21 protein-coding genes are annotated in these 20,834 nt (G+C 64.4%); 7 read left to right on the top strand and 14 right to left on the bottom strand.

Translation table 11 applies throughout. The features are described 5' to 3' along the window. Nucleotides 1–3: 3 nt before the first annotated feature. Nucleotides 4–1,224 carry a flagellar hook-associated protein FlgL gene (gene flgL, locus PQQ86_RS18820; RefSeq protein WP_408269573.1) on the top strand — a complete coding sequence of 407 codons (1,221 nt, stop codon included), beginning with the start codon at nt 4–6 and terminating at the stop codon, nt 1,222–1,224. An 81-nt stretch (nt 1,225–1,305) separates the two neighbouring features. Here the strand turns inward: flgL and fliR are convergent, their stop codons facing one another. The 7 genes from fliR to fliL all read right to left on the bottom strand — a co-directional run bounded on the left by fliR (nt 1,306) and on the right by fliL (nt 5,951). After that, the gene (gene fliR / locus PQQ86_RS18815; RefSeq protein ID WP_408269571.1) at nt 1,306–2,088 is read right to left on the bottom strand and encodes a flagellar biosynthetic protein FliR; all 783 of its coding nucleotides are present in this window, start codon (nt 2,086–2,088) and stop codon (nt 1,306–1,308) included. A 40-nt stretch (nt 2,089–2,128) separates the two neighbouring features. Then, entirely contained in the window at nt 2,129–2,398 is a 270-nt protein-coding gene (gene fliQ / locus PQQ86_RS18810) for a flagellar biosynthesis protein FliQ (RefSeq protein ID WP_093640874.1), read from the bottom strand. A gap of 51 nt (nt 2,399–2,449) precedes the next feature. Beyond that, complete coding sequence (fliP, locus tag PQQ86_RS18805) at nt 2,450–3,292, bottom strand: flagellar type III secretion system pore protein FliP (RefSeq protein ID WP_408269565.1); 843 nt, start codon at nt 3,290–3,292, stop codon at nt 2,450–2,452. Further along, a complete protein-coding gene (fliO, locus tag PQQ86_RS18800) occupies nt 3,292–3,927 on the bottom strand; it encodes a flagellar biosynthetic protein FliO (protein ID WP_408269562.1) in 636 nt (211 codons plus the stop codon). The genes fliP and fliO overlap by 1 nt, the downstream gene beginning before the upstream one ends. Then, nucleotides 3,924–4,388: a flagellar motor switch protein FliN gene (gene fliN, locus PQQ86_RS18795; RefSeq protein ID WP_097390673.1), complete on the bottom strand. Its 465-nt coding sequence runs from the start codon at nt 4,386–4,388 to the stop codon at nt 3,924–3,926. The genes fliO and fliN overlap by 4 nt, the downstream gene beginning before the upstream one ends. Next, entirely contained in the window at nt 4,381–5,379 is a 999-nt protein-coding gene (gene fliM / locus PQQ86_RS18790; protein ID WP_408269558.1) for a flagellar motor switch protein FliM, read from the bottom strand. The genes fliN and fliM overlap by 8 nt, the downstream gene beginning before the upstream one ends. A gap of 65 nt (nt 5,380–5,444) precedes the next feature. Further along, nucleotides 5,445–5,951, bottom strand: coding sequence for a flagellar basal body-associated protein FliL (gene fliL, locus PQQ86_RS18785; protein WP_408199920.1), 507 nt, complete (start codon nt 5,949–5,951; stop codon nt 5,445–5,447). An 820-nt stretch (nt 5,952–6,771) separates the two neighbouring features. Between fliL and PQQ86_RS18780 the strand changes: the two genes are divergently transcribed. Continuing rightward, nucleotides 6,772–8,321, top strand: a protein-coding gene (locus tag PQQ86_RS18780) for an IS3 family transposase (protein ID WP_408265283.1) whose coding sequence is annotated in 2 segments (ribosomal slippage) — nt 6,772–7,246 and nt 7,246–8,321 — 1,551 coding nt in all. Because the reading frame shifts where the segments join, the coding sequence is not laid out codon by codon here. A gap of 202 nt (nt 8,322–8,523) precedes the next feature. On the opposite strand, the gene PQQ86_RS18775 is transcribed toward PQQ86_RS18780, so the two are convergent. The 6 genes from PQQ86_RS18775 to fliF all read right to left on the bottom strand — a co-directional run bounded on the left by PQQ86_RS18775 (nt 8,524) and on the right by fliF (nt 15,718). After that, nucleotides 8,524–10,068 (bottom strand): flagellar hook-length control protein FliK, encoded by a 1,545-nt coding sequence (locus PQQ86_RS18775; protein ID WP_408269554.1) that lies wholly within the window; start codon nt 10,066–10,068, stop codon nt 8,524–8,526. Between the two features lie 61 nt (nt 10,069–10,129). Further along, nucleotides 10,130–10,579 (bottom strand): flagellar export protein FliJ, encoded by a 450-nt coding sequence (gene fliJ / locus PQQ86_RS18770; protein WP_097390669.1) that lies wholly within the window; start codon nt 10,577–10,579, stop codon nt 10,130–10,132. Nucleotides 10,580–10,581: 2 nt separating this feature from the next. Beyond that, nucleotides 10,582–12,270, bottom strand: a complete 1,689-nt coding sequence (gene fliI / locus PQQ86_RS18765) for a flagellar protein export ATPase FliI (RefSeq protein WP_408269551.1) — start codon at nt 12,268–12,270, stop codon at nt 10,582–10,584. Next, nucleotides 12,264–12,947, bottom strand: coding sequence for a flagellar assembly protein FliH (gene fliH, locus PQQ86_RS18760; protein ID WP_408269547.1), 684 nt, complete (start codon nt 12,945–12,947; stop codon nt 12,264–12,266). Before fliH ends, fliI begins: the two co-directional genes overlap by 7 nt. Then, complete coding sequence (gene fliG, locus PQQ86_RS18755) at nt 12,934–13,929, bottom strand: flagellar motor switch protein FliG (RefSeq protein WP_097390666.1); 996 nt, start codon at nt 13,927–13,929, stop codon at nt 12,934–12,936. Before fliG ends, fliH begins: the two co-directional genes overlap by 14 nt. After that, nucleotides 13,919–15,718, bottom strand: coding sequence for a flagellar basal-body MS-ring/collar protein FliF (gene fliF, locus PQQ86_RS18750; RefSeq protein WP_408269545.1), 1,800 nt, complete (start codon nt 15,716–15,718; stop codon nt 13,919–13,921). Before fliF ends, fliG begins: the two co-directional genes overlap by 11 nt. Before the next feature lie 237 nt (nt 15,719–15,955). On the opposite strand from fliF, the gene fliE reads away from it, so the two are divergent. The 5 genes from fliE to PQQ86_RS18725 all read left to right on the top strand — a co-directional run bounded on the left by fliE (nt 15,956) and on the right by PQQ86_RS18725 (nt 19,206). Beyond that, on the top strand, nt 15,956–16,291 hold the full coding sequence (gene fliE / locus PQQ86_RS18745) for a flagellar hook-basal body complex protein FliE (protein ID WP_408203121.1): 336 nt from the start codon (nt 15,956–15,958) through the stop codon (nt 16,289–16,291). Between the two features lie 295 nt (nt 16,292–16,586). Further along, nucleotides 16,587–17,021: a flagellar export chaperone FliS gene (gene fliS, locus PQQ86_RS18740; protein WP_093640913.1), complete on the top strand. Its 435-nt coding sequence runs from the start codon at nt 16,587–16,589 to the stop codon at nt 17,019–17,021. Next, nucleotides 17,018–17,344 carry a flagellar protein FliT gene (locus tag PQQ86_RS18735; protein ID WP_408269542.1) on the top strand — a complete coding sequence of 109 codons (327 nt, stop codon included), beginning with the start codon at nt 17,018–17,020 and terminating at the stop codon, nt 17,342–17,344. Before fliS ends, PQQ86_RS18735 begins: the two co-directional genes overlap by 4 nt. Nucleotides 17,345–17,425: 81 nt before the next feature. Next, complete coding sequence (gene fliK, locus PQQ86_RS18730) at nt 17,426–18,841, top strand: flagellar hook-length control protein FliK (protein WP_408269539.1); 1,416 nt, start codon at nt 17,426–17,428, stop codon at nt 18,839–18,841. Continuing rightward, entirely contained in the window at nt 18,841–19,206 is a 366-nt protein-coding gene (locus PQQ86_RS18725; protein WP_408269536.1) for an EscU/YscU/HrcU family type III secretion system export apparatus switch protein, read from the top strand. Before fliK ends, PQQ86_RS18725 begins: the two co-directional genes overlap by 1 nt. A gap of 102 nt (nt 19,207–19,308) precedes the next feature. Here PQQ86_RS18725 and PQQ86_RS18720 read toward each other — a convergent pair whose 3' ends face one another. Beyond that, nucleotides 19,309–20,727 (bottom strand): coniferyl aldehyde dehydrogenase, encoded by a 1,419-nt coding sequence (locus tag PQQ86_RS18720; protein ID WP_408269534.1) that lies wholly within the window; start codon nt 20,725–20,727, stop codon nt 19,309–19,311. Nucleotides 20,728–20,834: the final 107 nt, after the last annotated feature.

Here is a 20,834-nt window from a genome sequence, read left to right as displayed (position 1 = left end):
AACATGCGCATCTCCAGTACGCAGTACTTCAATATGAACGTGGCGACGATGAGCGATCAGCAAGCTCAGTTGTCGCAGTTGTATCAAGAGATCTCGAGCGGCGTGAGCCTCTCCACGCCGTCGGACAATCCGCTCGGCGCGGCGCAGGCAGTGCTGCTGAGCTCGACGGCGACGAGCCTGTCGCAGTACACGACCAACCAGAGCACGGCGCTCGCGTCGCTGCAGCAGGAAGATTCGACGCTCGGCAGCGTCAACACCGTGTTGCAGAGCATTCACACACTGGTGCTACGTGCTGGCGACGGTTCGCTGAACGACGGCGATCGTGGCTCGATCGCGACGCAATTGCAGAGCTTGCGCAGTCAGCTGATGACGCTCGCCAATGCGACCGACCCGCAGGGCAATGCCCTGTTCGGCGGTTATCAAAGCACTGCGCAGCCGTACACCACCAACTCGGCCGGCGTCGTGACCTATTCGGGCGATACCGGCACGCCGAGCATGCAGATCACCTCCTCGCACACCATTCAGACGGGTGACAACGGGATCGCGATCTTCGGTAGCGTGGCGGCGATCGGCACCAGCTCCGTGCCGGCCGCGACGACCGGCAATACGGGCACCGGCGTGATCAGCACGGTGAGCCTGACGAACCCGACCAATCCGGCCAATGCGGATACGTACCAGATCGCCTTCTCGTCGGCGACCACCTACACGGTGACCCAGACCTCCCCGACCGGTACGGTGACCACGGGCACGCCGCAAGCGTTCACGGCCGGCTCGGCGATCACGCTCGGCGGCCAGACGGTGAACATCACCGGCGCGCCGAATGCAGGCGACAGCTTCACGGTGACGCCGGCCACGCAAGGCAGCACGGATGTGTTCGCCAACCTGAGCCAGTTGATCACCACGTTGCAAACGCCGGTATCGGGCGGCGCGTCGACGGCCAGCTACCAGAGCGCGCTGACCACCAGCATGACCCAGCTCGAAAACACGATGAACAACGTCGTGACCGCGCAGGCTGCGGTGGGTGGCCGCGAGCAGGAAGTGCAGGCATTGCAGACGGTCACGCAAACCAACACGTTGCAGACGTCGAGCAACCTCGCGGATCTGACGCAGACTGACATGGCCAAGACGATCGGCCAGTACACGATGACGCAAAACGCGCTGCAAGCGGCGCAGCAGGCGTTTGTGAAGATTCAGAGCGTCTCGCTGTTCCAGTACCTGAACTGAGCGGGCGCGTAGTCTGAAACAAAGAAGGGCGGAAGCCGGCGTGAGCCGGTTCCGCCCTTCTTTGTTTTGGGTGGGGCCGCGCTACTTCAACCCTGCCGCCACGCGCCCCATCTGATCGAGACCCACGTCGAACAGGCGCATGAAGAACGGAATCATGTTCGGGATCATCAGTTGCAGGAGCAGCATGCCGATCAGCATGGTCAGCGGAAAGCCGATCTGGAATACGCCGATTTGCGGCGCGGCGCGGTTCAGGATGCCGAGCGAGATATTGGTGATCAGGAGCGCGACGACCACCGGCAGCGACAGCAACAGCCCCGCCGAAAAAACCGTGCTGCCGAAATTCGCCAGCGTGCGCCAGCCGGGCGCGCCCAGAATGTTCGCCGACACCGGCACGGACTGGAACGTTGTCACCAGCGCGCTGATCATCTGCAGATGGCCATCGATCACCAGAAACACGAGCATTGCGATGGTGTTCATGTAGCTCGACAGCACCTGGCTCGAACTGCTTGCCTGCGCGTCGAAAAATGTCGCGAAACCGAGGCCCATGCCGAGGCCGACGAAATCGCCAGTGGCGCTGATCGCCTGGAACACGATCTGCATCGTCATGCCGAGCGCGATGCCGATCAGGAACTGGTTGACGATGATCCACACGCCTTCGGCGGAAAACACCGTGACCTGCGGCAGCGCGCCGAGCGTGGGCGCGACGATGATCGTGATGAAGGCTGCGAGACCGATCTTCACGCGCGTCGGCAGCGAGCGGTTGCCGAGCACCGGCGCGGTCGCCACCAGCGCGAGAATCCGCACGAACGGCCACAGGAACGCCGTGAGCCAGACGTTCAGTTGGGCGTAGGTGACGGAAAACATGATGGTGGGGAAGGGCGGACGCGCCGAGCTGAGGCCGCGCTCAGTTGACGAGCGATGGGATGTTGGTGAGCGTCTGGCGCAGGTAGTCGAGCATGGTCGTCAACATCCACGGACCGGCGATCACCATCGTGACGGCGATCGCGAGCAGCTTCGGAATGAACGACAGCGTGGTTTCGTTGATCTGCGTGGCGGCCTGGAACAGGCTCACCACCAGACCGACCACCAGTGCGACCAACAGCAATGGCGCGGCAAGCAGCAGGCCGACATACATGGCCTGGTGCGCGAGCGTCATGACGGATTCCTGATTCATGGCGTAGTACCGGAAGCGTGAAGAATTGAGTGGGCTGGTTAAATGAGCCGGTTAAACAAAGCTCTGCGCGAGCGAACCGAGCAGCAGTTGCCAACCGTCGACCAGCACGAACAGCATCAGCTTGAACGGCAGCGAGATGGTGGCGGGCGACACCATCATCATCCCCATCGACATCAGCACGCTCGCGACCACCATGTCGATGATGAGGAACGGGATGAAAATCGTGAAGCCGATCTGGAAGCCGGTTTTCAGTTCGCTCGTCACGAACGACGGCACCAGCAGCGACAGCGGCACGTCTTCCGGACCTTGCATCGGCGCGGCGTGCGAGATGCGGGCGAACAAGGCAAGATCGCTTTCGCGGGTCTGGCGCAGCATGAACGTCTTGAACGGCGCGAGGCCGCGGTTGACGGCGGTCTCCATCGGCATCGAGCCTTCGGAGAACGGTTTGTAGCCGTCGTTATAGGCCTTGTCGAGCACTGGAGACATCACGAACAGCGTGAGGAACAGCGCGAGACCGACCAGCACCTGGTTCGGCGGCGTGGTGGTGGTGCCGAGCGCCTGACGCAGCAGCGACAACACGATGATGATGCGCGTGAAGCTCGTCATCATCAGCACCATCGCCGGCAGGAACGACAGCATCGTGAGCAGCAGCATCGTCTGCACGCTCAGCGAGTAGGTCGTGCCGCCGTTCGGGCCCGGACTCGTATTGAAGGCCGGCAAGCCGGCGGTTTGCGCGAACGACAGCGTCGGCAGCGTGAGCATCAGCGCCGGCAACACGACTGGCGCGACCCGGCGCAGGACGGGGATCACTTTCGAGGCGGCGCAGGACATGCGAGTGGCGTGCGCTTGATGGTCTGATTGCACGGGGTGCGCTGATAGAAGACTGAACTGCATTACCGATCCCCGCTGCCTTGCCCATTGAAACGTTTGCCCACTTCGCCTTTTAAAGCATCGCGAAAGCGTTGGCCGAAGGTGCCAGGCAATGCGGCGCCTTTACTCGATGCATCCGATGCGCCTGGTTGCGTGCCTGCGACCGGATCGATTGCGGCCGAACCGGCGGGCATCGTATGCAGCAGACGCACATTGCCGGGGGCCGTGCCGAGCACGAGCCAGGTGTCGCCGATTTCCACCACCGCGACCCGCTCCTTGCCGCCGAGCGAGGCGCCGCCGATCGTCTTCACGAGGCCGCCGCGATTGGCCGGCTGCAAGCCGAAGCGGCGCGCGAGCCATGCACAGGCGAACACCAGACCGATCACCACGAGCAGGCCGACGATGGTTTGCAACACCGCGCCGACACCGAGCGCCGGAACGGCTGTGCCCGCACCCACACCTGACGCGATTTTCGCGGCGTTGTTGACCGCGTTCATGTCGGCCGCGTGCGCGGCTGGCGGGGCGAGTGCCGCCACGGAGGTCACTGCGAACATCAGCGCCGGGGTGGCCGCTGCCGTCGTTGCCATTGCTGCGAGCACAGCGCGATTGAGAACATTGCGCGACGCATGCAGCATGGCGCGACCGGCAACGCGTTTCATCGATTCAGCTTCCGGATACGTTCGGACGGCGTGATGATGTCGGTCAGACGGATACCGAACTTGTCGTTCACGACCACCACTTCGCCCTGGGCGATCAGGCAGCCGTTGACCAGCACGTCCATCGGTTCACCCGCCATGCCGTCCAGCTCCACGACCGAGCCCTGTGCGAGTTGCAGCAGGTTGCGGATCGCGATCTTGGTGCGGCCGAGTTCGACGGTCATCTGGACAGGAATGTCCAGGATCATGTCGATATCGTTGCGCGTCGAGGTCGGTTCGACCTTCGAGAGCGGCTGGAACACGCCGGCCGTGGTCGCGCTGACTTCCGTGTTGTCGTTCTGCTCGGCCAGCGCGCTGGCCCAGTCGGCCATCGCCGCGTCGTCTTCGGCGCTGGTTGCGTCGGCGGCCAGTTGCGGCTCGCCAGCGGCCAGTTCGGCCTCAGTCTTTGCGTTCAGGTCACTCATATCCACCATCCTTCATCGTGTCGGCTGCGCTGATCATTTTCTGGACCCGCAACGCGTACTGACCATTGAAAATTCCGTAGCCGCACTCCATCACCGGCACGCCATCGACTTTCGCCGTGATGTGTTCGGGGATGTTGATCGGCAGAACATCGCCCTTGCGCATGTTCAGGATCTGTTCGAACGTGACCGGCACCTGGGCTAAGTCGGCGGTCAGTTCCACTTCTGCTGCCTGCACCTGTTGCGACAGCACGCGGACCCAGCGGCGGTCGACTTCGAGCGCTTCGCCCTGGATCGGCGACGAGAGAATGTCGCGGATCGGCTCGATCATCGAATACGGCATGCAGATGTGCAGCGTGCCGCCCGTCGTGCCGAACTCGATCGAGAACTGCGTGACGATGACGATTTCGTTCGGCGTCGCCACGTTGGCGAACTGCGTGTGCATCTCCGAGCGCACGAATTCGAACTGCAACGGGCGCACGCTTTTCCACGACGCCGCATAGTGCTCGAACGTGAGGTTGAGCAGTTTCATGATGATGCGCTGCTCGGTTGCCGTGAAATCGCGGCCTTCGACGCGGGTATGGAAACGCCCATCGCCGCCGAACAGGTTGTCGACCACGAAGAACACCAGGTTCGGGTCGAACACGAACAGCGACGTGCCGCGCAACGGCTTCACATGGACCAGGTTCAGGTTGGTCGGGATCGGCAGGTTGCGGGTGAACTCGCTGTACTTCTGCACCTTCACCGGACCGACGGAAATTTCCGCCGAGCGCCGCATGAAGTTGAAGATGCCGACGCGCAACAGACGCGCGAAGCGGTCGTTGATGATTTCGAGGCCGGGCATCCGGCCGCGGACGATGCGTTCCTGCGTGGCGATGTTGTACGGGCGTACGCCCGAACGGTCGGTCTGCTCGGTTTCCGAGTCGGACTCGCCGGTGACGCCCTTGAGGAGGGCATCGACCTCCTCCTGGGACATGAACTCTTCGTGGCCCATTCCTTATTCCTCGTGCGTCCCGTGGCGGTTAATGATGGCAGCGCTAAATAACGTCACTGAGAACGTCACTGCACGACGAATTCGGTGAACAGCACGTCCTGGACGTGGATCGGCGCGGCGCCCTTATCGGTCGGCTGTTCGATCAGCGTCTGGAGCTCGGTGGCGAGCGCGCGTTTGCCTTCGAGCGGTGCGAGTTCTTCCGGGTGTTTGTTCGACAGTGCGAGGAGGATGCGGCTACGCACTTCCGGCATATGGTCGGAGAGTTCCTGCTGGGTTTTCGGGTCGTTGAGCTTGAGCGTCAGGCCGATCCGCAGGAAGTGTTGCTGGCCGTCGTCCGATTGCAGGTTGACCGTCATCGATTCGAGCGGGAAGAAGAGCGGCACGGCGAGCGGCGCCGGTGCGCTGGCGGTTGCCGCTGACGCGGGGGCCGGGCTGCGTTTGGACATGAAGAACCACACACCCGCGCCGGCAGCGCCTGCGGCGATGATCGCGATGAGGACGATCAGGATGATGCGCTTCAAGGGGCCCGGGGAAGCGGGCGCGGCTTGCTGGTTTGCGGTCGTGGTTGCCATGAGGTTTGCTTTGCTTGCCTTTAGTGCTGGTGATGGTGATTGTTGTTTATTTGCCTGCGGCGCGATGGGTCGAAAAGAAGGGTTATTGAGGGCTATCTCTGGTTTTTGGGTTTTAGGCCGCGGGGGAGTGGCTCGCGGCGCGGGATTGAGGTTTTGGTTTTGTTGGGCTTCGCGGCGCTTTTTGTCTGTGCGCTTAGGGCGTTGGCCTTTCCTTGAATTGTTAGTGGTCTATTAGTGTTGCCCCTGTGCGGGGCGGCACTTACTTTCTTTGCCGCCGCAAAGAAAGATAAGCAAAGAAAGCGGCTCAAACCGCTCATGCTAAGCGGGGCCCGTGGTCTGCTGCGGGTAGTGGTGCATCTGGAATCTGGGTTCGTGCCCCTGCATGCGCCAGTGACAAGGGCGTCATACTTCCGGCGACGCTGCGCGCGCCGAAGCGTACTTCTTAAAACCACCCGCTACGTTTTGACGCTCGCGCCTCGCCACCGGGTTTCCGGGGTGAGTGGAGGGGCGCCTCGCCGAGGTGAAGCCGACGGCCCCCGCTAGCCTCAACCGAAGCCCCTGGTTTCCCATGCAGACCCGTCCGCGACGCACGCAGTGCGGAGTGGGAGCTGATGACTCCTTTGTCACTAACGCCGAATGTGCGAGAACACGGATTCCAGATGCACCACTACCCGTTGCAGACCACGGGGCCCACTTAGTATTAGCGGTTTAAGCCGCTTTCTTTGCTTATCTTTCTTTGCGGCGGCCCTCCATGTCAGGCTAGTTGTCGCCTCATCCGAACCGATTGGTGTAAAGATGGGGGGCGGACAGCGAATGGAAGATGAAGCGCTACTCAGCGGAAACCCGGGAGTGGGTAATCAAACAGATGATGCCACCGTTCAATCGTGCGGTAATCGAGCTGGCTGGGGCGACGGGCATCACGACAGTGACGCTGCGCGCCTGGCGGCAAAGTGCAAGACAGGCAGGAGAATTCATGCCGGGCAATGGCAAAACGGGTGATCGGTGGTCGAGCGCCGACAAGTTCAGGGTGGTGCTGGAGACGGCGTCGCTGAACGAGATCGAGACCTCACAGTACTGCCGCAGCAAGGGCATTTACCCGGAGCAGATCCGGCAGTGGCGCGAGGCGTGCGAACAGGCCAACAGCGCGCCTGAAACGAAACCCACAGCTGCGCAGCGCAATGAAGCCAAGGTTGCCCACAAGCGCATCCGTGAACTGGAACGCCAGCTCAAGCGCAGCGACGCTGCGCGTGCGGAGGCGGCGGCGTTGCTGAACCTGCGAAAAAAAGCCGAAGCGATCTGGGGCAAGGAAGAGGACGACTGATCAGCAGCCCGGATCGCGATGAAGCCATGCAGTTGATCGATGAAGCGGTGCAGCAGGGAGCCCGCCGTGCGTGTGCGTGCGAGCAGTTGGGCATTAGCGTGCGCAGTGTCCAGCGCTGGCGCGAGGCGCCGCAGGACGGCCGTACGCTAGCCACCCGCCAGGCTCCGGCCAACAAACTGAGTCAGGCCGAGCGCCAGGCCGTGCTTGATGCGGCGAACCGGCCCGCATACGCCAGCCTGACGCCACACCAGATCGTGCCGAAACTGGCTGATGAGGGCGTGTATCTGGCCTCCGAATCGACGTTTTACCGGGTACTGAAAGCGGCAGGACAGGGCCAGCGTCGAGGACGCGCGAAGGCCCCGCAACGACGCACACTCACGACGCATTGTGCCGATGGTCCGAACCAGGTGTGGTGCTGGGATATTACGTGGATGCCGACCACGGTCAGGGGCCGGTACTTTTACTGGTACATGATGAAGGACATCTACAGCCGCAAGCTGGTGATGAACGAAGTGTGGGAGCAGGAGTCGGCCGAGCACGCGAGCGTGCTGCTAGCCAAGGGATGTCTGCGCGAAGGCATCGCCGGGCGTCCGCTGGTGCTGCATTCGGATAACGGCAGTGCGATGAAAGGCGCCACGATGCGCGCGGCCATGATTGATCTGGGTGTGCAGCCTTCGTTCAGCCGGCCGCGCGTCAGTAACGACAACGCCTTTGCCGAGTCGCTGTTCCGCACGGCGAAGTACTGTCCGTTATGGCCCGAGCAGCCGTTCGACACGCTGGAGGCAGCCCGGGAATGGGTGCAGCGCTTCGTGCAGTGGTACAACGAAGAGCACTGCCACAGCGGCCTGAAGTATGTCAGCCCGGCGCAACGGCATCGCGGCGAAGCCAGCGACCTGCTGGCCCGCCGGCGTGCGCTGTACCGGAGCGCACGCATGCAAAACCCGGCGCGCTGGTCAGGGGCCATCCGCAACTGGCATCTGGCAGACGCGGTCTATCTGAATCCGGAGCGGGCCTCGGCCTCAGCCCAAATGTATAAGCAGGCAGCGTGACGGTTCAGGCGACAACTACCTTGACACACACCGGCGGCAAAGAAAGTAAGTGCCGCCCCGCACAGGGGCAACGCTAATAGACCACTAACAAATCAAGGAAAGGCCAACACCCCAAGAACACAGACAAAAACCGCCGAGCAGGCAAAAAACCTAAAACCTGCGCCGTCAGGCAATCCCCAGCCCGAACAGGCAAAAACCCAGATTAAGCAAACGTATCGACCAACCCAACAGTCCGCCGAACGGCAACATTAGCCACACCAGAATCAGAATCCGAACCAGCGCCGCCGGCAAAACCCGCACCGTTACCGCCGCGCGCCCCAGAGCGCCCCGAATCTGCACTCTGCTGCTGCCCGCCCTGCCGGGCAAACCCATCGCTAACACTCGCGCTCCCGAGCCCAATGCCGTTGGACTCCATCGCCTCGCGAAGCTTCGGCAACGCCGCCTCGACAGCCTCCCGCACCTGCTGATGCTGCGAAACAAACAACGCATGTGCATGGTTATCGGCAACCTGCAACACAACCTGTAGCGGCCCCAGATCCTTCGGATTCAAAGTCAGCTCGGCACTCTGCGAATGCGCATTCGACAAAAACACCACCTTCTGACTCAACGCGTCTTCCCAGTCCGTCGTGCCCACCTGCGGTGACAACGTATTCGCCGCTTCGGCAGCACCGGCATTACCCGTCGTCTGCACAGCCGCCGTCGTACTCGCGGCGCTCGCCGCAGCCTGGCCGGCTGCCAGCGCCGCCGTCGCGGCATCGGCCGCACTCTTGAACGACGCCAGATCGTCAGCCTGCGCACCGCCGGCCGCAGCCGTCGCGGTCAGCGCATCAGCTGCAGCCTTCGCTGCCGTCGAGGGATCCGCCACCGTAGTCGCCGCCGCCGTCAACGCGGTCTTGCTCGCGTTCGATCCTTTGCCGTCACCGAATAAACCGGCCGCCAGCGTCTTGCCGTCCGCCGTTCCGTTGAGTCCGTTGCTCGCATCAGCACCCAAACCGTTCGCCGCTGTTGCCGCATTCGCCGCCGCGCCGCTCGCCAGTGCCTGCTGCGGAACCACGCCCTGGCCGCTCGCCAGCGCGGCCAGCGCCGCCTGCAAGGCGTCCTGCGCCGACTTCGAATCGGTCGCGCCAGTCTTTTTGCCCGTGATGCCGCCCGTCGTGGTGTCCGTGCCCGTACCGGGCAACGTGGTCGCGGCGTCAGTCAGCGCCGTGGCGGGATCAGCGGTCGCCGGGTCGGTGATGCTATTCGCATTGGCTTGCGCTTGAGCCTGCGCTTGGGCAGCGGCTGCCGCTGCTGCGGTGCCAGCGTCGGTCTGCGTGGTCGTGTTGCCGGACTTCGCCGGCGTCGTGTTGGTCTTGTCGGTCGAGGCTTGCTGCGTATTAGCAGCGGAAGCGGACGATGAGGCCGACGACGAGCTGGATGAGGAAGCGCTCGTCGAATTGCTGTTGTCCGTGTTGCTGCTCGCGGCATCCTGGCTCTTCGCCGACGGATCGGGCGGCGGCGGCGCGTCATGCACACTCGACGAGGCTGCCGAAGACGACGAATCGGACGCAGACGAAGAGGGCGGCGGAGAGAACGACGGAGCTGGCGGCTTGCTCGCGCTCTGCGCGGCCGCGCTGTTTTGCAGGTCGATGCTTTGCTGCAAAGTCTGCGAGAACGGCTTGGCGTTCGCCGCAGCGGCCATCGCCGCGTTGGTGGATGTGCTGCTGGCCGAGCCGAGCAGTGAGCCGATCTGTGAAAGAAGCGACATAGGGAATCCTGTCAATCCGTCAAACGGGGTGTTCGGTCAATCGAGGCGGTGCTTGGGCGCGTCAGACACCCTCGACACGCATCCTCAGAATGCGGGCGGCGTGCTCGTCGGCATCGCGCTGGTCGCGCCGCGCCATGGTTTTCGCTTCGGCGGCTTCGCCCCGCGCCTGCAGCACTTCATACGAGCCGAGCTTCTGCTTCTGGCGTTGCCAGTCGGGCTTGGCCGCCTCGACGCGCGCATTGGCCGTCACCAGCAGATTGCGCTGCTGTTCGATGGCGGCGTCGAGCGTGTCGATGAATGCCTGGAAATTGCGCATGTTGCCGGCGGGCATGCCAGTCTGAGCGGTCGCCGTGAAACGCGCGTGATATTCGTCGCGGTACTGCACCAGTGAGTCGAGCTGCGACTGCACGTCGTTGCGCTCGCGCTGCGCGCGGCCCAGACGTTGTGCGGCGGCGTCCACATCGTCCTGGGCCAGGCCGATGAGCGTCTTGATCGGAAAGTGTTTCGCCATCGTCAGCCTCCTTGGGCAAACAGAGCGTCCAGCATCTCGAGACTCGGTTCAAAGTTCGCGCATTCGCGAAAACCTTGCTGCAAAAACGCTTCCATCCGCGGATACAGCGCAATCGCCCGGTCGAGCAGCGCGTCGCGCCCGCTTGAATAGGCGCCGACGTTGATCAGGTCGCGGTTGCGCTGATAGCGCGACAGCATCTGCTTGAACATACGCGTCTTCTCGAGATGGTTATCGTCGATCAGCGCGGTCATTGCCCGGCTAATCGACGCTTCGATGTCGATCGCCGGATAGTGGCCGGCCTCGGCGAGCGAGCGCGACAGCACGATGTGGCCGTCGAGAATCGCGCGTGCGGAGTCGGCGATCGGGTCCTGCTGGTCGTCGCCTTCGGTCAGCACGGTGTAGAACGCGGTGATCGAACCGCCGCCCGCCGGGCCGTTGCCGGTCCGTTCGACGAGCGCCGGCAGCTTGGCGAACACCGAAGGCGGATACCCCTTGGTGGCGGGCGGCTCGCCCACGGCGAGCGCGATCTCGCGCTGCGCCATCGCGTAACGGGTTAGCGAATCCATCAGCAGCAGCACGTGCTTGCCCTGGTCGCGGAAGTATTCGGCGAGCGAGGTCGAATACGACGCGGCCTGCATCCGCAAGAGCGGCGAGACGTCGGCCGGTGCGGCGATCACCACCGAGCGTGCGAGGCCTTCCTCGCCGAGAATCTGTTCGATGAATTCCTTCACTTCGCGGCCGCGTTCGCCGATCAGGCCGATCACGATCACCTCGGCGCTGGTGTAGCGCGCCATCGTGCCGAGCAGCACCGATTTACCGACACCCGAACCGGCGAAGAGGCCCATGCGCTGGCCGCGGCCCACGGTCAGGAGCGCGTTGATCGCGCGCACGCCGACGTCGAGCACCTTGTGAATCGGCTCGCGGTTCAGCGGGTTGATGACCGGCGAGGACAGCGGCGCATCGGCATGCGCGCCGAGTGGGCCGAGGCCGTCGAGCGGGCGGCCGGACGCGTCCAGCACACGGCCGAGCAATTCCCAGCCGACCGGCAGGCGCTTCGCGCCTGCCATCGGATCGGCGATCGGCGCGCTTTCGAGCGGGTACACGCGTGCGCCAGGCAAGAGGCCGATCACTTCGGTGGTCGGCATCAGAAACAGTTTGTCGCCGGAGAAGCCGACAACTTCGGCTTCGGCCATCGCCAGCGAGCTGCCGAAAGGCAGTTCGATCATCACTTCGGCGCCCACCGACAGGCGCAGACCGACCGCTTCCAGCACCAGACCCGCGGCGCGCGTCAAACGTCCGCAGGCACGCATCGGCTTGGCGATCGCGTTGCGGGCGCGCAGCGCCTCGAGCCGGCCGCGCCAGGCTTGCATGTGCGGATTGCTGTCGAGTGCGGGATCGTACGGGGCAGGGGCGGGAGGGGGTGAAGCGGGACTCGAAGAAACGGCAGATTCACGGCTTGCAGCGGTGGATTCGCGGCTCGCCGTCGCACCCTTCGCCGGGTGCCCGGCGCCCGGATGCCTGTGAGACGGATCGCGCAGCGCGGCGTCGATGGCTGCGACGGCGGCAGCGGCGGGTGTTACCGCGGCCGGCACATCCGCCAGCGCCTCGGCGCCGAACGACGCCAGCGCCAGCTCGCGTTCGAGCGGCGTCAGATCGCTGGCGCGGATCTCTTCGAGTGTCGGCTTCACCATGTGCTCACCTTGCCGAGTGCGGCGGCGACGCGCTCCCAGCGCGTGTCGATGCCGGCGTCCACCTCACCGGTGCCGGCTTGCGCGCGGCAGCCGCCGCGCTCGACCGACGGATCGGTACGCACGGTCCAGCCGCGCGTTTGCAGTTCTTCCATCAGATAGGCTTCGACGACCGGCAGGTCGGCCGGGCTGACGATCAGCGCCGGCGCGCCGACCAGCGCCGGTTCGGTGGCCAGCACCTCGCGGGCCGCGGCAATCAGCGCGGTCGGATCGTGCTGCACGTGCTGGCGCACCACCTGTTGGGCGATGTCCAGCGCCAACGCGACCAGCGTCTCCGAGATCGCGCCTTGCGTGCCGTCGAGTGCGGCCTTGAAGGTTTCGGCCAGCGCGGCGAGGCGTGCCGCTTCTTCACGCGCTTCGCTCTGGCCCTGCTCGAAACCCTGTGCGTGGCCTTGCTCGTAACCGGCCTGATAACCCAGCGCCTGCCCGGCCACGTGACCCGTCGCGATGCCCTGTGCATGCGCGGTGTCGCGCAGACGTTCGAGTTCGGCTTCGAACGCGCCGTCGTCGACTTCGGGTTCGGGCGGCGCCGGCGGCACCGGATCGAACGAGGCCATCTCCCAGCGCTGGTAGGCCGAGAGGCGCTCCTTCGCTGCGGAGTTCTGATCAGACATATGCATCTTCCGCCTTGCCGCCTAGAACGATCTGGCCGCTTTCCGCCAGATTGCGCACGATCTGCAGGATGCGGCGTTGCTGCGTCTCGACTTCGGAGACGCGGACCGGGCCGCGCGCATCGAGGTCTTCGGCGAGCAGTTCGGCAGCACGCTGCGACATGTTCGACAGGAACTTCTGGCGCAGCGCGGGCGGCGCGCCCTTCAGCGAGATGATCAACGCCTCGGACTCGACTTCCTTCAGCAACAGCTGGATCGCGCGGTCTTCCAGATCGAGCAGGTTCTCGAACACAAACATCTGATCAATGATCTTCTGTGCGAGTTCCGCGTCGTATTGGCGAACATTCTCGATGACGCCTTCTTCATGGTTGCTCGACATGAAGTTGAGAATTTCGGCCGCCGTGCGGATGCCGCCCATCGGGCTGCGCTTCAGGTTGTCACTGCCGGACAGGAGGCCGGTCAGCACATCGTCGAGTTCGCGCAGCGCGGCCGGCTGGATGCCGTCAAGCGTGGCGATCCGCAGCAGCACGTCGTTACGCAGCCGCTCGGTGAAGCAGGCGACGATTTCCGAAGCCTGATCGCGGTCCAGGTGAACGAGGATGGTCGCGATGATCTGCGGGTGCTCGTTCTTGATGAGCTCGGCCACCGCCGCGGAGTCCATCCACTTGAGGCCTTCGATACCGCTGGTATCGCTGCCCTGCAGAATGCGGTCGATGATCGCGCCGGCCTTGTCGTCGCCGAGCGCCTTGGTCAGCACCGAGCGGATGTAGTCGCTCGAATCCAGTGAAAGCGCCGTGTGCTGTTCGGCTTCGCGCACGAACTCCTGCAAGACCTCGTCGACCTGCTCGCGCGTCACGTTCTTCAGCGCGGCCATCGCCACGCCGATCTTCTGCACCTCGCGCGGCCCGAGGAATTTGAACACCTGCGCGGCTTCTTCCTCGCCGATCGACATCAGCAGGAGCGCGCTCTTCATTACGCCTTCAGCGCTCATCGGACACCCAGTTTTTCACGACGGTTGCAACGATCTTCGGATCCTGGCGCGCGATGTTGCGCGCGAATTCCAGGTTCCGTTCGTATTTGTGTTTCGAGTTTTCCAGCGCGAGCAATTCGCTGTCGCTCTCCAGTTCGGCGACGGTAGGCGCACCCGCACGCTCGGCGGCGGGGATGCCATCCAGCAGGACCGGCTCGTCCGGCGACGGCAGCGCCGCGGCGGCGACCGGCTCCGGCGGCGGGAAAGCGCGGCGCAGCGCCGGCTTCACCATCACGAAGTAGAGGAACAGGGCGACTGCGCCGATGCCGAGGTAAGTCGCGATCTGCTTGGCGAGCGCGATCATGTCCGGCGTGCGCCACCACGGCAGGTCGGCATCCGGGTCGACGTCGGCGGTGAATGGGCTGTTGACTACGTTGACCGAGTCGCCGCGCGCCTGGTCGAAGCCCATTGCGTCCTTCACCAGTTGATTGACCTGCGCGAGCTTGTCGGCGGTGACCGGTTGCATCGTCGCGTGGCCCTTGGCGTCGACCACCCGCAGATAGTTGACCACTACCGCGACCGACAGACGCTTGATGCCGCCCATCGGCTGCTCCAGATGCTGCACGGTCTTGTTCAGTTCGTAGTTGGTGGTCGAATCCTTGCGGTCGCTGACCGGCGTGGTCGTCACGCCCGGCGTGCCGTTGCCGGCCGTAATCGGCGCGGAAGCGGGCTGCGGCGGCTGGTTAGACAGCGCGCCCGGTACGCCCGAGGCGCCGGCTTGCGACATTTCGGTGGCCGTGCTCGATTGCTGGCTGCGGATCGCCGCCTGCTGCGGGGTGCCGTTCGGACCGTAGTTTTCGGAGGTCTGCTCGGTGTGCGAAAAGTCGATGTCGGCGCTGACCTGCGAGTGCGCGTTGCCGGAGCCGAACAGGGGCGACAGGATCGCGTCGATGCGTTGCTGGGTGTTGCGCTCGATCTGCTGGCGGTATTTGAGTTGCGAGGCGTCGAGGCCGCTGCCGGTGGACGGCTGCGTCAGCAGGTTGCCGTCCTGGTCGAGGATGGTCACGCCCTTCACCGGCATATCCGGCACCGCCGAGGACACCATATGGGTGATCGCCAGCACCTGGCCTTCGTCGAGTGCGCGGCCCGGGTAGAGGTTGACCAGCACGGAAGCAGACGGCGCTTCCTTGTCGCGCACAAACACGGAAGGCTTCGGAATGGCCAGATGCACACGCGCCGACTTTACCGACGAAATCGACTCGATCGTGCGCTCCAATTCACCTTCCAGCGCGCGCTGGTAATTGATCTGCTCGGCGAACTGGCTGATGCCGAACTTCTGGTTGTCCATCAGTTCGAAGCCGACCGAGCCGCTTTTGGGCAGGCCTTGCGAGGCCAGACGCAGACGCATTTCATGCACCTGCTCGGCCGGCACGAGGATCGCGCCACCGGCGTCGGAAAACTTGTAGGGAATGTTAGCCGCCTGCAGCGCGGTGATGATGGCGCCGCCGTCGCGGTCCGACAGATTGCTGTAGAGCACCTTGTAGTCCGGTGCACGCGACCATAGGAACAGACCCGCGATGATAGCGACCAGCAGTGCGACCGCGAAAATCAGCGGGGCGCGCGGGTTGCCGCGCATTTGCGCGAGGCCTGACAGACGCTGGCCGAAGTTGCCGCCCAGGTTGCTCCCAAGGCCGCCGAGATCCGCGGCACCGCCGGCCTGGCCGGTGCCGGCAGCACCTGCGCCCGGCTGCGCGCCGGCGAGGCCCATGCGGGCGTCGGGGTTGATCAAAGAGTTGGCTGACGAATCCATGCGTCGGGTATCTCCGGGATGCCTTTGCGTTCTGCCGCTTGAGCGCACCGAGGGTCGGCGGGCGTACGGACAGAGACTTTCACCATTGAAATTATCCGCAGCGCGGCTCAACCCGATTGCTTGAATAGAGCCGGGTTTCCCCCCTAGTTTCGGGGCTTTCCCGGATGACCCGCTGCTATGCTTTCGTTCAGATCGGTGCGGTTTCTGGCATGCCGGTCGTCAATCCCTGGAGAGAACATGACTTTGCCCGTGAACGCGCTCTCGTCGGCGCTGCAACAGATGCAGTCGATGGCGGCGCAAGCGGCCGGCGGCAACACCCCGGTGGCCGGCCAGTCCGGCGCGGCGACGGCCGGCGGTTTCGCCTCGGCGCTGAAGGCCTCGCTGGACAAGATCAGCGGCGATCAGACCAAGGCGGCCGGCGAATCGCAGGCGTTCGAGCTCGGCGCGTCTAACGTCTCGCTGAACGACGTGATGGTCGACGGGCAGAAGGCCAACATCGGCTTCCAGTTCGGCTTGCAGGTGCGCAACAAACTGGTGTCGGCCTATAACGACATCATGCAGATGTCGGTGTAAGTGCGACTCGGGCGGCAACGCTGTTCCGCCCGCCCGGACGCATGCGCCCAGATGCAACGCTGTGTGATTTCACGGCAGGACAGTCCGCCCGGCGCGCCCTCGAGGCGCTTCGTGGCAGGCGGCTTTGCCACGCCCAGCGCGATATCGCCCCCATCGGCTCCTTAATCCTCCTTACAACGGCCTAAAGCTTTCCCGCTGCCTATCCGATAACCAGGTACAGGCAGAAATCCGGATGCGGCAACGTGCACGGATGGGGTGCCATGACCAACCGCAGTGCGAGAGAGGAGGAGCGCCGATGTTTTCCCCAGGACACTCTGGAGCCAATGCGTACGCGCGCGTCGGCGTCGAGACAGGGGTGATGGGCGCGAGTCCGCATCGTCTGATCGTGATGTTGTATCAGGGCGCCCGGCAGGCGATTGCGCAAGCACGCATGCATGTGCAGCAAGGCAATGTGTCGGCGCGTGGTGAGGCGATCGGCAAGGCGATTCAGATCGTCGAAAGCGGGCTGCAACTATCGCTGAATCTTGAGGTGGGCGGCGAGATTGCAGAGCGGTTGGACGCGCTATATAGCTATATGTCGCGCCGGCTGCTCGAAGCCAATATAAAACAGAGCGAGGCGATGCTGGTCGAAGTTGACGGCCTGCTGGCGACACTCGAAGAGGCATGGATCGGGATTGCCCCGGAGATCGCGCGGATGGCAGCCCAGCCGGCCGCGGAAAGCATGAGATGACATCGAACGCAGAATATTTCGCCCGTTACGAGGCGATTGCAGCGATTTCCCGCCGCATGCTGACGGCTGCCCGGCGAGCCCTGTGGAGCGATCTGGTCCACTTGCAGGAGGAGTATCGGAATCTGGTGGAGGCGTTGAAAGACGCGGAAGCCGGTGTCAGACTGGACGACGCAGAGCGCTTGCGCAAATACGCACTGATCCGTCAGATTCTGGCCGACGACGCTGCGATCCGCGATCTGGCGAATCCGCGCATGGCCAATCTGTCGGCGCTGTTTGCCGGACGGCCGACTCGCGTGCTCAAGGAACTGTACGGGGCGCGCTGAGTTTGCCCGCGAGCAAGGCGCTGCTTGAGTCCACCTGACTGGATTTGAGCGCGTTGCTGCCAATGTGACCAAGGAATCGGTATGAACGGAATCGACGCGGTCGTCACTTCGCTGCTCGCGAACCGGGTCGACAGTCTCCTCAATCTCGCGGCGGGTAGTGCGACCGCCTCGCAGACTGGCGCGGCAAGTGTCGATACCGAGATTCTCAATACCACCCCCGTCGCGCCTCCCGCGACACCGCCGGCTTCCGCGCAAACCGCGCTGTCCGCCGTGGCGTTGACGCTCAATGCGATCGTGAACTCCGGCGGCGAGGCGACCCCGGCGGTGCTCGGCCAGTTGCCGATCTGGCCGGCCGCGCCGGCGCTCGATGTCGAGGGCGGCGGCTTGCCGCTCTTCGATACGACTGCTACGCCTGCTGCTTCGTCTGCGAATCCTAATACTGCCGCTACCACTGGTACCGCGGCCACCGCCAATGTGGCGGCGGCGCAGGTGCCGGTCGCGGCGCTTGCGGCCGCACTTGAACAGACGGTCGGCGATAGTGGCCTGTTTTACGAATCCCATCTCGCGCAATGGCTGGCCGGGCAGCGGCCGCCCGCAGCCCTCGCCAGCGAAGCGCAAAACAAGCTGGTGGCTGCCGCCGCGCAACTGCCGCTCGACTGGGCGAGTGACGCCGATCAGGCCTCTTCCTCGAATGCGACAACCCGGCAGGGTACGGGCGCCGCGCCCAACGGTCCGGCCAACGGTGCGCCGGACGGCAACGCGGCAGCCCGCGCGATGCCGTCGATCCAGACCGCGCAGGCTGCGCGCTTCGTGGCCGGCGAGGTGCTGGCAAGTTCTCTGTCTGACCTGAACGGCCAGCCGGCGCACTCGAGCGTGCACAGCGCCGCGGCGCAACTGGCCGACGACGGGTCGTCGCAAAACTCGCAATCGATGGCAGCCGCGGTTCATCCCGCGACCATTCCTTTGGTGCGTCAGCAACTCGATCTGCTTGCTACCGGTCAGTTTCGCTGGACTGGTGAAGCCTGGCCGGGCGCCAAGCTCGACTGGACCATCGAGCAGGAAGGCGACGAATGGGACCGCAGCGGCGGCGGCACGGCGAGCGAGGACGGTCAGCCGTGGCGTACGCGGCTGACGCTATCGCTGCCCACGCTCGGTACTGTCGATGCGGACCTGACGCTGACCGGCATGCGGCTGGTTGCGCGCGTGCAGGCGAGTCCGGCCGGCGCGGCGCGGCTGGCGGCGCAGGGTGAGAACTTTCGGCAGCGGCTTGCGGCAGCGGGCATCGAACTGAACGGACTGACGATTCGCGAGATCGGCGGCGGCATACCGGCTACCGCGGCGGGTGCGGCAGCTGCGGCGGCCGGGCAGGCAGCGGCGTCTGCGTATGCGCGTTCGGCGTCGGCTGCTTCGGCTGATAACGCGCTGGCGGGGCGCCGCACGGCGCGTGCCGCCCGCCCGGGAGCCGCGCCGCTCGACGATTTCGACTGGGATATGTGATGAGCCGCAAACATCGCCGCAGCGCGGCAGCGCTCGTCTACGACGCACAAGGCAGCGATCCCGCACCACGCGTGATCGCCAAAGGCTACGGCATGCTGGCCGAAATGATCGTGCAGCGCGCCAAGGAAGCCGGCTTGTATGTGCACGAGGCGCCGGAAATGGTCTCGCTGCTGATGCAGGTCGACCTTGATACGCGGATTCCGCCGCAGCTTTACCAGGCCGTGGCCGAATTGCTCGCGTGGCTGCATCGGCTGGAAAGCGGCGCGGAGCATGCGCCCGAAAGCGGCGTGGGCGCCGCGCAGGACGTCACGGATGTGGTCGCTACAGATATTGCGGACGCTTCCGGTGGGACGCCTAGGCGCTGAGTGCCGAACGCGGGCTGCCTAGCCCGCGGCCGTCGTCGCAGTACGACGTCCTGCGTGAGTTTGCCCGCTCCACGGGTGGCCGCCCCCCGGATGGCCGCCCCGTCAAAACCTCATCATCAGCTTCAGCAGCGCATTCACCCGCTTGCCGTATGGCGGCGAGATCCATCCGCGCGCGTTCAGGCGCGCCTGCGTCAACACTGGTTTCATCTTCGAGAAGGTGACGAAACCTTCGTAGCCATGATACGCGCCCATCCCGCTCGCACCGACGCCGCCGAACGGCAGGCTTTCGCACGCCAGGTGCATCAGCGTTTCGTTGATCGCCATGCCGCCCGCGATGGTTTCGCGCGTGACGCGTTCGATGGTCGCACTGTCGTCGGCGTAGAGATATAGTGCGAGCGGCCGCGGACGCGTGTTGATCCATGCGATCGCATCGTCGAGCGTGTCGTAGGGGACGATCGGCAGTAGCGGGCCGAAGATTTCCTCCTGCATCAGCGCGCTTTCATCCGGCGCATTCGTGACCGCGATCAGTGGAAAGCGGCGGCTTGCTTCATCGGGCATGCTGTCAGTGAGCGTATGCAGTTGCGCGCCGGCGGCCTGCGCTTCGTCGGCGAGACGTTGCAGCCGCGCGAAGTGCCGCTCCGAGATGATCGATGTGTAGTCGAGGTTGCGCGCAAAGTCCGGGTACATCGTCGCCATCCGCGCGCGGGCCCGCTCGATGAACGCCTGCTCCTTGCCGCGCGGCACCAGCACATAGTCCGGCGCGACGCAGGTCTGGCCCGCGTTGAGCGTCTTGCCGGCGACGAGGTTATCCACCGCGTTGTCGAAGCGCGCGTGCTGGCCGATGATGGCCGGCGACTTGCCGCCCAGTTCGAGCGTGACCGGCGTCAGATGTTCGGCGGCGGCGCGCATCACTTCATGGCCGACCTTGGTCGAACCGGTGAACAGCAGATGGTCGAACGGTTGCGCGCTGAAAGCGGCAGCCAATCCGGCATCGCCGTTCACCACGGCGACGTGGTCGCGCGCGAAGGTCTGGCCGATCAGCTGCTCGAATAGCGCCGAGGTGAGCGGCGTCAACTCCGACATCTTGATGATGGCGCGGTTGCCGGCCGTCAGCGCGCTGATCAGCGGGCCGACTGCGAGCAGCACGGGATAATTCCACGGCACGATGATGCCGACCACGCCGAGCGGCTGCGGCACCACTTTCGCGCGCGCCGGCATCAGCCATTTGTTGGTGCTGCGGCGTTGCGCCTTCATCCAGCGTTTGCCGTGTCTGAGCGCGGCGTCGATCTCACCCTTGATCAGCAGGAATTCGGCGAGCAGCACTTCCTGTTTCGCGCGATTGCCGAAGTCGGCGCTCATCGCATCGGCGAGTGCATCGCGGTTGTCGAGCATGACTTTGCGCAGCGCTTTCAGGTGGCCGGCACGCGCTTCCCATGACGGATACGGCGCGCGCAAATACGCATGGCGTTGATCGCGCAGTAGCGCTTCGAGCGCGACGACTTCTGGCAAATCGTTCTTCATGTGTGTCCACTCCCTGATGGATAACGTGCGCGTTGAGTCGCGCTTATTCGTGTGTTGTGCTGTTGTGTGACGGTCTTGCGAAAAGCTTTGAAAAAATGCGGACGGGT

The organism is Paraburkholderia sediminicola (assembly GCF_046026675.1).
Classification (GTDB): Bacteria; Pseudomonadota; Gammaproteobacteria; order Burkholderiales; family Burkholderiaceae; genus Paraburkholderia; species Paraburkholderia sediminicola_F.
This window is presented reverse-complemented; position numbering and strand designations above follow the sequence as displayed.